This is a genomic window from Tenacibaculum sp. (genome assembly GCF_048269885.1).
Classification (GTDB): Bacteria; Bacteroidota; Bacteroidia; order Flavobacteriales; family Flavobacteriaceae; genus Polaribacter.
Genome location: NZ_JBLWTZ010000003.1, coordinates 175,759 through 190,969 on the forward strand (window position 1 = coordinate 175,759; position 15,211 = coordinate 190,969).

The window sequence follows — 15,211 nt, forward strand, 5'->3', positions numbered from 1 at the left end:
AATTATTTAATCCAGTGAACTTCAAAAAAGTCATCAGCATAAATATTCCAGTCATAAGGAGCTGTTGTTTGAGGAACAAGAGTAACTGTATCGGTAGTTAAAGTATAATCAGTCCCAGCTCTTAGTTTAGCTCCATTTCTATATACTAATACTTTAGAAGCATTCAAAGGCATGCCTGTAACTGTTATTGTAGCAGAATTAGCAGTCTCAGCTGCAGCATCAGCCGTATATTCTTCACGACCACTTTGAATTAAGTCAGTAGCTAATAACTTTTTTGTAGCACCAGTAGCTTCATCTCTAACTAAAATAGTGAAGCCAGTTCCTGTACCATGATCAGATTCAGTAGTAGCATCAGTAGAGGCTTGTAATTCACCAGCACCAGTTCCTACAGTTACTAATTCGATACCATCTAAAGCGAAAGCATTTCCATCAACATCAATGTAGGTGTTTTCATTTAAAGTACCCCCTAATTGCCATGTAGTGGTAGTTCTATTACCAGCTGTTGTTGAAGTAATAGTTGTAATACCATTATTTGATTGTAGGTATTTAATAGTACCTTTATTGTCAATTAATCTAATTGTTTCACCATCTGCATTAGCTTTAGTTATATTGGCGCTAGTAGCATCAGTTGTTTGTGCACTAACAGTACCAACTACTAAGAAACCAACGGCAAGTAGAGCTATTTTAAATTTGTTTGTAATTGTTTTCATAAATTGATAATTAAATTGTTTTTAAAATTTTGAATTGAGGATTATTATTAATAAAGTTGAACTATTCGTATTTCATCACCTGCATAGCATATAGCATCAGGTTCTATGGTAATTGTTGTAGGATTGTCTACGGTAAAATCGATTCTAACTCCGTTTCTGTATACATTAATTTTATCAGTTGTATATAATATAAGACCAGTAAATGTTACTTGTCCATCTGTAGCTGTAATTTTTGTAACGTCTTCTCTTAGTAAATTAGAACTGGTTATTTTTTTCAAAACCCCAGTGGTTCTGTCTACTGTAACTATATCGTCAGTTGTAGTATTTCCATTTTCTAAACCACTAATAGCTAATGTATTTGTAGTACTAGTTTCAATAGTGGTAGGTTGAATTAACACGCCGCCTAATTGAATAGTATTACTAGCGTTTATTAAAAGTCCGTTATTTGCAGATGGTGTTGTGTTAGACGTCACCCAAGTTGTACCATCATAAGCATAAATTATACCGGTGGTTGTATCTACATAAACATCTCCAGGTGTTGGATTGGGAGCACTGCCAGCATTAGGTGCTCCGTTACCTCTTCTTGGGTTGTTATCTATAGAAATCCAACTAGTTCCATCCCAAATACTAGTAGTGTTATTTTGAGTATTATTAATCCAAAAATCACCTACTTCATTATCTGTAGGTGCGGTGGAAGAAGTAGTAACATCAATACTTTCTCTGGTTCCTGAAGCACACAAACTTCTCCAAGTACTACCGTCATACATAAACACACAGTTTTCGTCGGTGTTAAAAACCAAAGCTCCTCGTAAAGGTTGGATAGCACTCATTTGAGCATTAGTCATTCTACTGATGACTAAAACTTTGTCTGGACTTTCTAACTCTAAAATAGAATTTGAATCTATAGAAGAAGGATTTTCTCCTACTTTTACTTGTGAAAAAGTAGGAATAATAACACAAAAAAGAAGTAAATAAAAAAATAATCTTCTTCCCATTCAGCTAAATAATTAATTGTTCTTAAGACTCGGGGGGATTCTTATAATACATGAACATGTATTCACTTACAAATATAGAAAAGATTTTTTATTTGGAGAGACGTTTAATTTTTTTTGTATACTTTTTTAATAAAATAATTTCATTAAGAAAGCTCAGAGAATCTTTGTAGGGGGTGTTAAAATTTTTGTGGTTTGTAATAGCAATAGTAAAAAGTGATTTCCAATGTGTTCTTATAGCTTTTAAGGCTTTTAAATAGGTGTAGTTTTGCGAATCGTAAATATGAGTAGGTTCTGCTATAATTCCGTTAATTTCTAGTATTTTAAAATTTATGCCTTCCTCTAATTCTTGAAAAGTATTGTATTTTAAATCAATTCGTCCATAGTACCAACCAGGAATTGATTTACTTAGTTTGTCAAAGGTGGCTGTTAGTTTATCACTTATTAAATAATTACCATTAATAAACTGAGTTCCTTTGGAATGATTTCCCACAGCTGTAAGTTTAATAACCTTATTTTTAATAGGAATTTCCATAAGTTTGTCTAGATGGATTTTGGCAAATAAATCTAGGTACAATTTGGCTCTTTCATCAGCCAAAATTAATTCTTTTAAAGTAGAGGTTCCGTCTCCAGTAACAGATAAAAAACGTTTTAGCGTTAAGGAAGAAATTTTACCTGTATCTTCTTTGGGGTTCCTGTGGTAAAATATGCCACACTCATTTTCATAGTCTAAGAACTCTTGAATAATAATATCAATAGCATATTTTTCAAGATAGTTTTTTAAGGCTTTTTTTGAGGCTATTTTTTCAACCAACAAGCCTCTAAAGCCTATATCAGGTTTAGCAATTAATGGAAAGTTGATTTTTTGTTTTTGAATATTTTTATAAACGATTTCAAAATCAGTATTTGGTTTAATTAAAACTGACTTTGGTCGGTGTTTTTCAGGAACTAATAAAATTGTTTCGTACTTACTTTCTGTGCCATTTCCTGAGCTTTTTATACATGGATTAGCAGCGCTAAAAAAAGCCAAATGTTTGGCTTTAAAAGCTAAATAAAAAGCGTATGGAAGATTAGGGAGATAAAACATAGCGGATGGCCAATGCTCCCAATCTGTTATTTTTTTTATGGAATTATTTTTAATCAAAAGTTATTTACTGAAAAGGTGATCTAATATGGTTTTAAATGTTTTAAAGCCATAATATACGGTAAATAGTATTAATAAAATACCAATTGTAAGCAAGGCGTAGGCAATAAAAATCTTTGGAGTTTCTTTAAAAGCTCGTAAAGCTTTAAACGCAACACTTAATACCAAAGGAGCAACAATTAATAAGCCTAAAAAAATAAGAAGCTTTTTTATACCTGTTTCAAAAGTGGTAGGTTTATTCATTGGTAACATTTTTTATTGCTTCACGAACACTTCCATATTTTTTTAATAGTTCACTAGCCGTTTTTTGGTCGATATTTAATTCAGAAGCTAACATTTTTTCTCCCCTATCTACTAGTTTGTTATTCGATAGTTGCATATCTACCATTTTATTTCCTTTAACTCTTCCTAATTGAATCATACTAGCTGTAGAAAGCATATTTAACACTAATTTCTGTGCTGTTCCAGCTTTCATTCGAGAGCTTCCAGTTACAAACTCAGGGCCTACAACGACTTCAATCGGAAATTGAGCAGTTAGCGCCAAAGGACTTCCTTGGTTACAGGTTATACAGCCTGTAATAATACCATTATTATTACATTCTTCTAAGGCAGAAATAACATAAGGGGTTGTGCCAGATGCAGCAATACCCACTACAACATCTTTTGATGAAACTTGATGCTCTTGTAGGTCTTTCCATCCTTGATTTGTCGAATCCTCAGCAAATTCAACAGCTTTTCTAATGGCGTAGTCACCACCAGCGATTAGTCCAATAACTAATTCGTGAGGAACACCAAAAGTAGGAGGACATTCACTAGCATCTACAATACCTAACCGACCACTAGTACCAGCACCAATATAAAACAATCGCCCTCCTTTTTTTAAGTTTAAAACAATTTGTTTTGTGAGCTTTTCTATTTGAGGAAGTGCTTTTTCTACAGCCAAAGGAACCGTTTTGTCTTCTTTATTAATGTTAAACAATAACTCTGAAAGACTCATTTTTTCTAAATTATGGTAGTTAGAATCTTGTTCGGTTGTTTTGATAAATTTCATGTTTCAAATTTACTAATTAAAAGTTTTAAGATATTAGAATGTGACGATTATAATTTTGCTGTATTGTAAACTCTGAGCTTAAGAAATAGCAATTCAGAGACAGTTGCTGGTATGCTCATTAGCTTAGGGTATTTTTAAATAAAAAAGCAGGTGATTTTATCACCTGCTTTTTTATTTTAGATAACTAATTTCATTAGATGCTTTGTAAAATTTCATTAAGAGTTTTACTAGGTTGCATAACTGCATTAGCTAAATCGTTATTAGGTTCGTAATATCCACCAATGTTTACAGTTTTTCCTTGCACTGAATTTAACTCTTCTACAATTGTTGTTTCATTTGCAGCCATTTTTGCAGCTATAGGTGTAAACTGAGCTTTTAAAGCTGAATCTTTGTCTTGAGATGCCAACGCTTCTGCCCAATACATAGCTAAATAAAAATGAGAACCTCTGTTGTCTAACTCTCCTGTTTTTCTTGATGGTCCTTTTTTATTGTCTAACAACTTATCAGTAGCATCATCTAAAGTTTCCGCTAATATCTTGGCCTTATTGTTGTCGTTAGTTTTCCCTAAATGCTCTAAAGAAACAGCTAAAGCTAAGAATTCTCCTAATGAATCCCAACGTAAGTGGTTTTCTTCAACTAATTGTTGAACATGTTTAGGAGCAGATCCACCAGCACCCGTTTCAAATAATCCACCACCGTTCATTAATGGAACGATAGATAACATTTTAGCTGAAGTTCCTAATTCTAAAATAGGAAAAAGATCTGTTAAATAATCACGTAATACATTTCCTGTTACAGAAATAGTGTCTTTTCCTTCTTTAACTCTTTCTAAAGTATATTTGGTAGCTTCTACTTGAGATAAGATTTTAATTTCTAAACCTGTAGTATCATGATCTTGTAAATACTTTTCTACTTTTTTGATAATTTCTGCATCGTGTGCTCTTTCTTTTCCTAACCAGAAAACAGCAGGAACTCCTGTAGCTCTTGCACGAGTAACCGCTAATTTTACCCAGTCTTGAATAGGAGCATCTTTTGTTTGGCACATTCTCCAAATATCACCAGCTTCAACAGTATGTGTTAATAAGGTAGTTCCGTTAGCATCAATAACTTCAACTTTTCCATCTGTAGCGATTTCAAAAGTTTTATCGTGAGAACCATATTCTTCTGCTTTTTGAGCCATTAAGCCTACGTTAGGAACCGTTCCCATTGTAGTAGGATCGAAAGCTCCATTTTTAATACAGAAATCGATAGTTTCTTGGTATAAACCAGCATAAGAACTATCAGGAATCACAGCTTTAGTATCTTGTTGTTTACCTTCTTTATTCCACATTTGTCCTGAAGTACGAATCATTGCTGGCATAGAAGCATCAATTATTACATCAGAAGGAACGTGTAAATTGGTAATTCCTTTGTCAGAATTTACCATAGCTACATCAGGATTACTAGTGTAAATAGCTTCAATATCTGCTAAAATTGCCGCTTTTTTATCAGCTGATAACTCTTCTAAATTACTTAATAAGTTACCAAATCCGTTGTTCACATCAACTCCAATTTCTTTAAAAGTATCACCGTGCTTAGCAAATAAATCTTTAAAGAAAACACGAACAGCGTGACCAAATATAATAGGGTCTGAAACCTTCATCATGGTTGCTTTCATGTGTAAAGAGAATAAAACTCCTTTATCGTTAGCATCTTTAACTTGCTCATCTAAGAAAGTTAATAGTGCTTTTTTACTCATAACAGAAGCATCAATTACTTCTTCAGCAAGTAATGATACCTTTTCTTTTAAAACAGTTTTGTTTCCGTTAGCATCTGTATGTACAATTTGTACATCAGTTGCATTAGGTACAGTAACTGATTTTTCACTGTGTGCAAAATCTCCTTCTGTCATTGTAGAAACATGAGTTTTAGAGTCAGCACTCCAAGCTCCCATTGAATGAGGATTCTTTTTTGCGTAGTTTTTTACAGCTTTTGGAGCTCTACGATCAGAGTTACCTTCACGTAAAACAGGGTTTACTGCAGAACCTTTTACTTTATTATAACGTGCTAAAACTGCTTTTTCTTCATCGGTGGTAGCTTCTTCTGGGTAGTCAGGTAAAGCATAGCCCAAAGCTTGTAATTCTTTTATTGCTGCTTTTAACTGAGGAACAGAAGCAGAAATGTTGGGAAGTTTTATAATATTAGCTTCTGGTTTTTTTGCTAAATCTCCTAAAAAAGCCAAAGCGTCTTCAACTTGTTGTTCTTTAGGTAAAAAGTCTGAGAAATTAGCAAGAATACGACCAGCAAGAGAAATATCTTTGGTTTCTACTTCTATGTTAGATGATTTTGTAAAAGCTTTTACGATTGGTAAAAACGAACGAGTAGCTAATGCGGGAGCTTCATCCGTTTTTGTGTACATAATTTTAGCAGTCTTATTCATATGTATAAGTAATAAATTAAATTGTATTTTGAAGTGACGCAAATTTAAGAATTACGGTTGAGTTTTTTGATAGTAAATTATTATTAATTAAGGTGTTTTATTGTGAATATGATAATTTAAAAAGACTAAATAGAGAATTTGTTATTAAAAATAAAAGCCATATCAAACAATTTCTTGTAATTGATATGGCTTTCTTGAAATAGTAAGAGGTACTGACTTGTATTGCTACATTATCAAATAAAAACAGTGTTTATGCTTTTTCCTTAGAAAAAGCTACATTGCTATTTCAAAAGAAGTTTCACCCTATAAATTAGATCATTTATAAAATAAAAACTTCGATGTTTTTAAACAACTTAGTTAAGCTAAACTTACACCAATAATACTTATAAACTTATAACTAGAAAACTATAAATTACGAATAACTTACAATTAATCAAAAATTAGGATGATTTTATTTAGCCTTAATTAGGTTTAAAAACAAAATATATAAAGAACGTTACTTTAAAGGTTTACTTTAGGTGATTGGTACAGTTAACTGTAATTCTGACGTCACTTTTTGTAAACTCTCTTTCAAAGATAAGGAATAATCATTTCTTTTTTGTCGTTTTAATCATTTTGTTATCAACAAGTTAAGTGTGTGGTTTTATTAACAAATATGAATAAAAAAACACTGTGAAAATCACAGTGTTTTTTAATTTCTTTTGAGAAAAAATTTTTAGCGTCTTTTTTCTTTAATTTTTGCTTTCTTACCAGTAAGACCTCTAAAGTAGTAAATACGTGCTCTACGTACTTTTCCTTTTTTGTTGATCTCAATCTTTTGGATAGTTGGTAAGTTAATAGGGAAGATACGCTCAACACCTACAGTACCAGACATTTTTCTAATAGTAAATGTTTCAGAAGCTCCACTTCCTCTTTTTTGGATAACAACTCCTCTAAAGAACTGAGTACGAACTTTGTCTCCTTCTCTAATTTCGTAGTATACTGTAATAGTATCACCAGCTGCAAATTCTGGTAATTCGTTTTTTGTTACAAATTCGTCTTGAACAAATTTTACTAAATCCATTTTCTTGTTATTTATGGTTGTATAAAAGCAACATTCACGATTTTCGTCAGAGGTTGATTTTGTGGCTGCAAATTTAGAACTTTTCTTTTGATAAAAAAAATAAATAAATCACTGATTACTAGTTAATCTAATAAATCTGGACGTATTTCTTTAGTCCTTTTGTATGCTTGTTCAGAGCGCCACTCTTCAATTTTAGGAAAATTACCTGATAATAAGACTTCTGGAACTTTCATACCTTCATATTCTGAAGGTCTTGTGTAAACAGGAGGAGATAGTAAATTATCTTGAAAACTATCGGTTAAAGCAGAAGTTTCATCGCCTAAAACTCCAGGTATTAATCGAATAACAGCATCACATAAAACAGCAGCAGCTAATTCTCCGCCAGTTAACACATAATCACCAATAGAGATTTCTTTGGTTATATATTTATCACGAACGCGTTGATCCACTCCTTTGTAATGTCCTGTTAAAATAAGTATATTTTCTTGTAATGAAAGGGTGTTTGCTGTAACTTGATTAAGGGTTTTAGCATCAGGCGTCATGTATATGATTTCATCATATGTTCTTTCAGATTGTAGTTTGTCAATGCATTTAGCTATAGGCTCAATCATTAAAACCATTCCTGCGCCTCCACCAAATTGATAATCGTCTATTTGACGATAATTACCAAAACCATATTCTCGTAGGTTATGAAAATGAACTTCAGCAAGTTCTTTATCAATAGCCCTTTTCATCATTGAGTTTTCAAATGGGCTTTTTATTAAATCGGGTTCTACCGTAATAATATCTATTCGCATGCGACAAAGATAGATGTTTTATAGGAGATATATTGTCAGAATATTTTTTTGAATTTCTTTGGAAGTTCTTTCGTGAGAGTTATGTTTTTTTTACTAAATGGGTGTGTAAAAGTGAGGGTAGATGCATGTAAAAACAATCCTTTTCCTTTTAAAATTTTATTTTCTAAAAAGTATTCTTTATCACCTAAAATGGGGTTGCCTATAGTAAATAAATGGTTACGCAATTGATGTTTTCTTCCTGTTTTAGGATGTAGCTTTACCAAGTTTAAGAAATCAAATCGAGAAGATTCAACGGATTGTATAACTTCAAAAGAAGTGACCGCATTTTTACCATCAATAGGAGTATCAATTTCTCCGCTTCTTTCCATTTTTCCAATGCAAATTGCATGGTATGTTTTTTGAATTTCTTTTTTTTCAAACAGTTGGTTTAATACAGGTATACTTTCAGTTGTTTTTCCAATGAGTAACAATCCGCTTGTTGGATAATCTAATCGATGTATGGGGCGAGGACGAGTAGCATTAAAAACAGTACTTTTTTGTAAGTTTTGTGTAAGGGCGTTATCAATTGTGGCAAAAGAATTCCCGCTAACCAAAATTCCTGCTGGTTTATGAATAATAGCTAAATAATCATCTTCAAAAAGAACTTCTAAAGGAAAATTAAAATATTTTTTCTTGAGGCAGGCTTCAGGTTCCAATAAGTTGATTGTTTCTCCTCCATTTATATATAAAGCAGTGGTAGCTGTTTTACCATTCACCTTTATAAGTCCTTTTTTAATCGCTTTTTTTATACCAGATTTAGTAAGAATGGTTTTAAAGATTCCAACAGCATATTCTTGTAACCGAATAGGAATTTTTATGTTTTTTACGATGTGAGTTTCAGAAATTTTCAAGAGGAAACACTTATTTTATTCAAAACTAAGCAAATATTTTTGGTTATCAATTACGTTACGTTCTTACCTTTTTTTTTAGCACTGATAGAAAAAAACAGGAAGCATGTTAGAAAAAAAGCGACTTTTAAATGGTAAGTCTTTGAGTATGTGTACAAAGCAAAAAGAACTCTTAAATAGTCTTTAACCAAATTTATAAGGTGTTAATTTTTTAAAAGGACACCTTGTACTTAATTAGCTTTTGAAAAAAAATCACTACATAATCGTTGCTTCAGATACGACGCATACTGTTTCAAGAATAGTAAGTGAGTTAGATGATTTGCGTGGCTATAGCACAGTTACCGTGAATTCAATTAAACTATTAAAAGAATTTTTGCACACAATTACGCCAAAACTTATCATTCTTAGTTTTAAAAATAATAACATAGAAATTAAATACTTATTTAATTCGTTTTCGAAAGTAGTAGCGCCAGTACTTTGTTTAACAAACAGGTATGAAACTGTGGATTTTTCATTAGAAAATACTCCAGTAATGATTCAAACACTTGAAAATAGTTTAGGAAGTAAACACTTATTATGCAATGTTAAAAGTATTTTATCTCTTAGTAGTGTGCATCATAAATCGAGTTTAAATACTAACAGAAATGGAGAACCATCGTTTCTTACAGAAAATAAAAATTTGGCACGTTATGTTTTAGAATTAGATCAAAAAAAAGCGTTGTTAAAAAGCATGATGGAGAGAATAAAAGAGTTAAGTTTATCAGTAGATTATCCTACTAGAGGGAGGTTGAATTCTATTATAAACAATATAAAAGTTAATACTAGAACAAATCATTGGGATGATTTTAAAGTGTATTTTGAAAATATCAATCCCGGATTTATCAAAGAGTTAACCCATAAATTCCCATGTTTAACGGTAAAGGATATTAAATACTGCTGTTATTTAAAAATGAATATGTCTAATGAAGATATAAGGTATATTTTAGGAATTAGTAAAGAAAGTGTTCGAACACATAAATATCGATTAAAGAAAAAAATGATTTTAGAAAAAAAACAAGATTTAAAAAGTTTTATTCGTTCTTTTTAAGAGAAGGAATAATTAGAAAAACAGGATACAAGTGACTCTTAAAAAGAGTCACTTTTTTATTGGATTAAAATTGGATGTCTACGTTTTGTCTATGAAAAAGTTGAAAGTTAAAAGTATGTCTATGATTTGTATATCGTTGTTTTTAGGTGGCTCTGTTTCTTGTGTTTAACTTTGGAAGTGCCAAACTAATATCCCCCGAAAAGCAATGATTTTTAAGTCGTTACAATTTACAAGCAATATGCTTAATCAGTTTTTAAAGAATAAATTCGGATTAAGTGATGATGTTGTTGTAGCGAATAATATAATAGACCAGAAGGGAGCCGTACCTATTGAAAATCAAAATAAGGTAGTTATAACATTAATTCACATAGGGCAAGAAACAGTCAAATCTTTTTACAGTAGAAATAACCAGAGTAAGAATGGAAATTATGTGCATAAGCCATTAGAAGAACGCTATAATTTGTACATATTAATATCTCCAAATTTTGAAGACTATAATGAGGTGTTAAAATTTTTAAATGCTTCCATACAATTTTTTCAAATACATACCGCGTTAGATGCTAATACTTCCTCAAGTATTCCAAAAGGTATTTCACGTTTGGAGTTTGAGTTTGAAAAAGGAGATGGTTATCAACAAATGCACAATTTATGGAGTGCATTAGGAGCCAAATATCAACCTAGTGTTATTTATAAGATGAAGCTGATTAGTATTTCCTCAAATGAAATAAAAGGCTTTACATCAGAAATTACAAGCACTTCAAATACTTCAAAAGATGTTTAAAAGCAGTTTTTATAAGATGTTTCGTGTAGAGGTAATGCATACCTATTTTGTAAATAATATATGTAAAGGTTTGGTGTATGTAGCATCAAAAGAAACGAAAGGTATTATTAAACGGTTTTCTTTAAAATTAAAAGTCATAGATAATGGCTTTGAGTTTTATACTCAAACAGAAAAAACTATAGAAGAGTTTTTAAATTATATCACGTTAACAACGGGAGAGGAGTCATTCAATTTTAATATAACAACTACAAACCAACAATTTTACCATTATACAAATTTACCAGTAAATCAATTAGGAGTTATTAAATTCAGTAGTGCTTCGGTAGAAACCAGTAATAAAGAAAAAAAGTTGATTCCAAGTTTTACAAAAAAACAAGAAGCAAACATACTATCAAGGGTTTCCATACATTTTCAAGAGTTAATAAAGCTAGATAAAAGTAAAGAATTAGCAAATTATAAAATTCAATTTAAAGCTAGAGAAACACAATGGAAATATTTTATACTAAATAATAGTAAGCAAAATTTAGGAGAACTGTCAATAACAGGAAAATCAGAGAAACAGTTTAAAGGTCCCTTTGATGTAATACTTCAAAACGGACAAAAAGCCCAAGAGTTTTCTTTAAAAGAGGGCGTATTGCCCTTGTCTGAAGTTCCGAAATACCAATTTAATTTAATAAGCAATACAAAGAAAAATGGAGAGGCTAGAACAAGGGTGATTTGTAAAGGGTTACCGGCACCCAATCCTAACACTATTGAAATAAAAAGAAGTGAATCAGAGTTGGTTGTTGTCTCTTTAATGTATGTATATGTATAAAATAAATAAGTAATGAATAAATTAAATACGTGTAAACAAAGAAACCCAATGCCTCAGGGAGCAAAGGAACCTAATGCAACTTCTGTTAACGGAATGCTAGAGTTTGATGGATACTATTGGTGGACAAATTATCCGTTCGGAATTTCAAACTCAGGATATTGGTTTAATAATCAGCAATGGGATCCGAGTTGTGCATCTGTAGATAAAGAAGGATTGCATTTAAAAATGAAAGAAACGCAATTGCCAAATGGACCTAAGCAATGGTCTTCTGTAGAGTTAGTATTGTGGGGAGAAATAGCTGATAATCCTAATACTGTAAGCAATCCTCCAAAGCGTAAATATCCGGGGTATGGAAGGTATTTAATAGCAGCACAAACAACAACAGGCAATTTTAACGATATAGCCAATAACTGCTGTTTTGGAGTGTTTACGTATCAATTTGAAAACGATGTTTCAATAATTAATAGTCATAGAGAACTGGATATGTTGGAGTGCAGTAGGTGGAATAACACTAGTGATCCAACAAATGCACAATTTACATTACAGCCTTGGGAACCCTCAGGAAATGTACATAGAATTACATTACAAGACAATGGAGAACTAACAATTGTAATGGATTGGAAAAGCCAAAATACACCTGTAGTTTATTCAATTTACTATGGTTTATATGACTTAAAGAGTTTACCAACTACACCTAATATCACTTGGACAACAGCAAAGAATCAAAATCAATACATTCCGAATGAAGGGTGTCAAACTGTGCATTTAAATTTATGGAGACAGCCACAAAATTACACTCCTTCGAAAGAACAAGAAGTAGTAATTAAAAAATTTCAGTATCAAGAAAATAACTAAAAATAACTATAACCAAATGTTTTATGAATTTATCAACCATTAAATCTCCAGGGGTTTATATCAATGAAGTAAATGCTTTTGGAAACTCAGTAGTACCTGTTGCTACTGCAGTTCCCGCATTTATTGGGTATACGCCACAAGCTATGTACGAAGGGAAATCGTACACGAATGTACCTACAAAAATTACATCGTTCGCAGATTTTCAAGCTATTTTTTGCTTGCCCAATCCACCTGCGCCCGCAGACCCTGCAAAACAATACGAACCAGAATATTATTTAGTAAAACAAGATAGTCAGCCTACAAAAGGAGACTACATGATGATTGGGAGTGATTTTTACTCAATTTTACCAGATCCTAGTACAGTTTACTACCTATATAATAGTATAAAATTGTTTTATGATAATGGAGGAGGAGATGCTTATATCGTTTCAGTTGGGGCTTACGGGACACCATCGGGAACTCCTGCAACTGTTGGTGAACACGTGGTGAATCCAAATGTGCAAATCAATCAATTAACCAATGGTTTAGCCTTGCTTAAGCAAGAGCAAGAACCAACAATGTATATATGTCCAGAGGCAACATTATTATCAGTAGAAAACAATGCCTCTTTAATGCAAGCCATGCTATTACAGTCTACAGAAATGCAAACAGCAGTATGTATTTTTGACATTATTGGTGGTGATGATCCAGATCCATTAATGTATATGGATGATATTGAGGCATTTCGTAATAGTACAGGATCTAATGGGTTAGATTATGGAACAGCTTACTATCCTTTTGTAGGAACAACAGTAATGCAATCTACAGACATTGATTATACAAATCTTTTTGGAGGAGATGTAGCAAAATTAAAAGATATTTTAAGCCCTTCTGATAATCCTAACGTGACGGTTGATGCTATTATAGCAAATATTCAAAATCCACCAAATGGAAAAGCACTAACAGTTAGTCAGTACAATAATTCGTTGCTAGTAGCGAGTCCAACATATAGCACTATCATAGCTCATGTACTACAAGATGCAAACCTATTACCACCTAGTGGAGGTATGGCAGGAGTAATAACTACGGTAGATAACCAAGTTGGACCATGGCAATCACCAGCAAATACTTCTATGGTAGACGCCGTAAACCTACCAATAAGTTTATCGGAAACACAACAAGCTGATTTAAACGTAGATGCCATTTCAGGTAAATCTATTAATGCCATTCGATTTTTTAATGGATTGGGTATTTTAATATGGGGAGCAAGAACATTGGATGGGAATAGTAAAGATTGGAGGTATTTATCAGTAAGAAGAACAATGATTTTTTTGGAGCAATCTTGTAAACTAGCAGCAAATGCTTATGTATTTGCTCCTAACGATAAGAATACATGGGAAGCAGTAAAAGCAATGATTGGAAGCTTTTTAAATGGAATATGGAAACAAGGTGGTTTACAAGGAGCAAGTGCTTCTGATGCTTTTTCAGTAGAGTGCGGTTTGGGAACAACAATGACTTCTGAAGACATTTTAAACGGTTTTATGAATGTAACAGTAAAAGTAGCAATTGTACGACCTGCCGAATTTATAGTGTTGACTTTCCAACAACAAATGGCTACCTCTAGTTAATAGAAAGACTAGGGATTTAAAACAAAAGAAATAACCAAACAAATTAATATAAATAAAAAAAGAAAATTATGGCAACAGATGACGGTAGCGTAGAAGGCGCAACATGGCCCATGCCAAAGTTCCGATTTGAAGTAGACTTAGGAACTGAATTAACAGGAGTCGCATTTCAGGAAGTATCTGGAATGGATGTAGAGAACCAAATTATAGAATATCGTAAAAGTAATAGTCCGTTGTTTTCTACAGAGAAAATGCCAGGAATTGTTAAATACGGTAATGTAACTATGAAGCGTGGAGTGTTTGTAAATGACAATACTTTTTGGGATTGGCATGCAGAAATAAAAATGAACACAATTAAACGTAGAACAGTACTTATAAAACTATTAGATGAAGGCGGTAATGTAACGATGCAATGGCAGTTAAATAATGCATGGCCAACCAAAATATCGAGTACCGATTTAAAATCTGATGGAAACGAAGTTGCTGTCGATACTATTGAGATTGCACATGAAGAACTCATTATAACAAATGGCAAATAAGAACAAGGCTAAGACAGAAGATAAAGTAGGTAAATTTCCTGTAGGCTTTTATTTTTCTGTTTCATTTGATAGTAGTGAAGGTTTGCCTTTTCAACAAGTATCAGGTCTAACCAAAGAACAAACAGTAGAAGAAGTAGCAGGAGGCGGAGAAAATAGGTTTAAATACCGCCTCCCTGCTGTTTCAGTCAGTAAAAACTTGGTGCTCAAAAGAGCACTGGTACCTAAAGGAGATGCATTAACTAAATGGTGTAAAGAAACTATAGATGGCGGTTTGGCTAAACCGATACAAACCAAAACAGTTTCAGTAAACCTTTTGAATAAGGAAGGACAAGTATCTATGAAGTGGAATTTTTATAAAGCATACCCAATTAAATATTCAATTTCTGATCTTAAATCACAAGAGAGTGAAGTTTTAATCGATACAATAGAATTGGCCTACATACATTTTACAACATCTTAACACGAGTA

Annotated in this window: 16 protein-coding genes; 7 read left to right on the forward strand and 9 right to left on the reverse strand. The window is 32.3% G+C overall.

Translation table 11 applies throughout. The features are described from left to right. Positions 1 to 2: 2 nt before the first annotated feature. From ACN0WY_RS03615 to ACN0WY_RS03655, 9 genes are all read right to left on the reverse strand, one after another. Positions 3 to 710 (reverse strand): hypothetical protein, encoded by a 708-nt coding sequence (locus ACN0WY_RS03615; RefSeq protein ID WP_417799583.1) that lies wholly within the window; start codon positions 708 to 710, stop codon positions 3 to 5. 47 nt (positions 711 to 757) lie between these two features. Next, positions 758 to 1,705, reverse strand: coding sequence for a hypothetical protein (locus tag ACN0WY_RS03620; RefSeq protein WP_417799584.1), 948 nt, complete (start codon positions 1,703 to 1,705; stop codon positions 758 to 760). An 88-nt stretch (positions 1,706 to 1,793) separates the two neighbouring features. After that, entirely contained in the window at positions 1,794 to 2,846 is a 1,053-nt protein-coding gene (locus ACN0WY_RS03625) for a D-alanine--D-alanine ligase (protein WP_330488203.1), read from the reverse strand. A 3-nt stretch (positions 2,847 to 2,849) separates the two neighbouring features. Further along, positions 2,850 to 3,089: a DUF6095 family protein gene (locus ACN0WY_RS03630; protein WP_330488202.1), complete on the reverse strand. Its 240-nt coding sequence runs from the start codon at positions 3,087 to 3,089 to the stop codon at positions 2,850 to 2,852. Next, a complete protein-coding gene (murQ, locus tag ACN0WY_RS03635) occupies positions 3,082 to 3,897 on the reverse strand; it encodes an N-acetylmuramic acid 6-phosphate etherase (protein ID WP_330488201.1) in 816 nt (271 codons plus the stop codon). The genes ACN0WY_RS03630 and murQ overlap by 8 nt, the downstream gene beginning before the upstream one ends. Before the next feature lie 193 nt (positions 3,898 to 4,090). Further along, positions 4,091 to 6,316, reverse strand: a complete 2,226-nt coding sequence (locus ACN0WY_RS03640; protein ID WP_417799585.1) for an NADP-dependent isocitrate dehydrogenase — start codon at positions 6,314 to 6,316, stop codon at positions 4,091 to 4,093. Positions 6,317 to 7,031: 715 nt separating this feature from the next. Further along, positions 7,032 to 7,379 (reverse strand): 50S ribosomal protein L19, encoded by a 348-nt coding sequence (gene rplS, locus ACN0WY_RS03645; RefSeq protein ID WP_330488199.1) that lies wholly within the window; start codon positions 7,377 to 7,379, stop codon positions 7,032 to 7,034. A 122-nt stretch (positions 7,380 to 7,501) separates the two neighbouring features. Next, complete coding sequence (gene trmD / locus ACN0WY_RS03650; protein WP_330488198.1) at positions 7,502 to 8,176, reverse strand: tRNA (guanosine(37)-N1)-methyltransferase TrmD; 675 nt, start codon at positions 8,174 to 8,176, stop codon at positions 7,502 to 7,504. 35 nt (positions 8,177 to 8,211) lie between these two features. Continuing rightward, the gene (locus ACN0WY_RS03655; RefSeq protein WP_417799586.1) at positions 8,212 to 9,066 is read right to left on the reverse strand and encodes an RluA family pseudouridine synthase; all 855 of its coding nucleotides are present in this window, start codon (positions 9,064 to 9,066) and stop codon (positions 8,212 to 8,214) included. Between the two features lie 238 nt (positions 9,067 to 9,304). Between ACN0WY_RS03655 and ACN0WY_RS03660 the strand changes: the two genes are divergently transcribed. From ACN0WY_RS03660 to ACN0WY_RS03690, 7 genes are all read left to right on the forward strand, one after another. Continuing rightward, positions 9,305 to 10,150 (forward strand): helix-turn-helix transcriptional regulator, encoded by an 846-nt coding sequence (locus tag ACN0WY_RS03660; protein WP_417799587.1) that lies wholly within the window; start codon positions 9,305 to 9,307, stop codon positions 10,148 to 10,150. A gap of 205 nt (positions 10,151 to 10,355) precedes the next feature. Then, entirely contained in the window at positions 10,356 to 10,931 is a 576-nt protein-coding gene (locus ACN0WY_RS03665; protein WP_417799588.1) for a DUF4255 domain-containing protein, read from the forward strand. Next, complete coding sequence (locus tag ACN0WY_RS03670) at positions 10,924 to 11,745, forward strand: hypothetical protein (protein ID WP_417799589.1); 822 nt, start codon at positions 10,924 to 10,926, stop codon at positions 11,743 to 11,745. The genes ACN0WY_RS03665 and ACN0WY_RS03670 overlap by 8 nt, the downstream gene beginning before the upstream one ends. 12 nt (positions 11,746 to 11,757) lie before the next feature. Beyond that, a complete protein-coding gene (locus tag ACN0WY_RS03675; RefSeq protein WP_417799590.1) occupies positions 11,758 to 12,600 on the forward strand; it encodes a hypothetical protein in 843 nt (280 codons plus the stop codon). A gap of 23 nt (positions 12,601 to 12,623) precedes the next feature. Then, on the forward strand, positions 12,624 to 14,207 hold the full coding sequence (locus tag ACN0WY_RS03680; protein WP_417799591.1) for a phage tail sheath family protein: 1,584 nt from the start codon (positions 12,624 to 12,626) through the stop codon (positions 14,205 to 14,207). A gap of 68 nt (positions 14,208 to 14,275) precedes the next feature. After that, positions 14,276 to 14,743 carry a phage tail protein gene (locus ACN0WY_RS03685; RefSeq protein ID WP_330488191.1) on the forward strand — a complete coding sequence of 156 codons (468 nt, stop codon included), beginning with the start codon at positions 14,276 to 14,278 and terminating at the stop codon, positions 14,741 to 14,743. Beyond that, positions 14,733 to 15,203 (forward strand): phage tail protein, encoded by a 471-nt coding sequence (locus tag ACN0WY_RS03690; RefSeq protein WP_330488190.1) that lies wholly within the window; start codon positions 14,733 to 14,735, stop codon positions 15,201 to 15,203. The genes ACN0WY_RS03685 and ACN0WY_RS03690 overlap by 11 nt, the downstream gene beginning before the upstream one ends. The last annotated feature ends 8 nt before the right edge of the window (positions 15,204 to 15,211 follow it).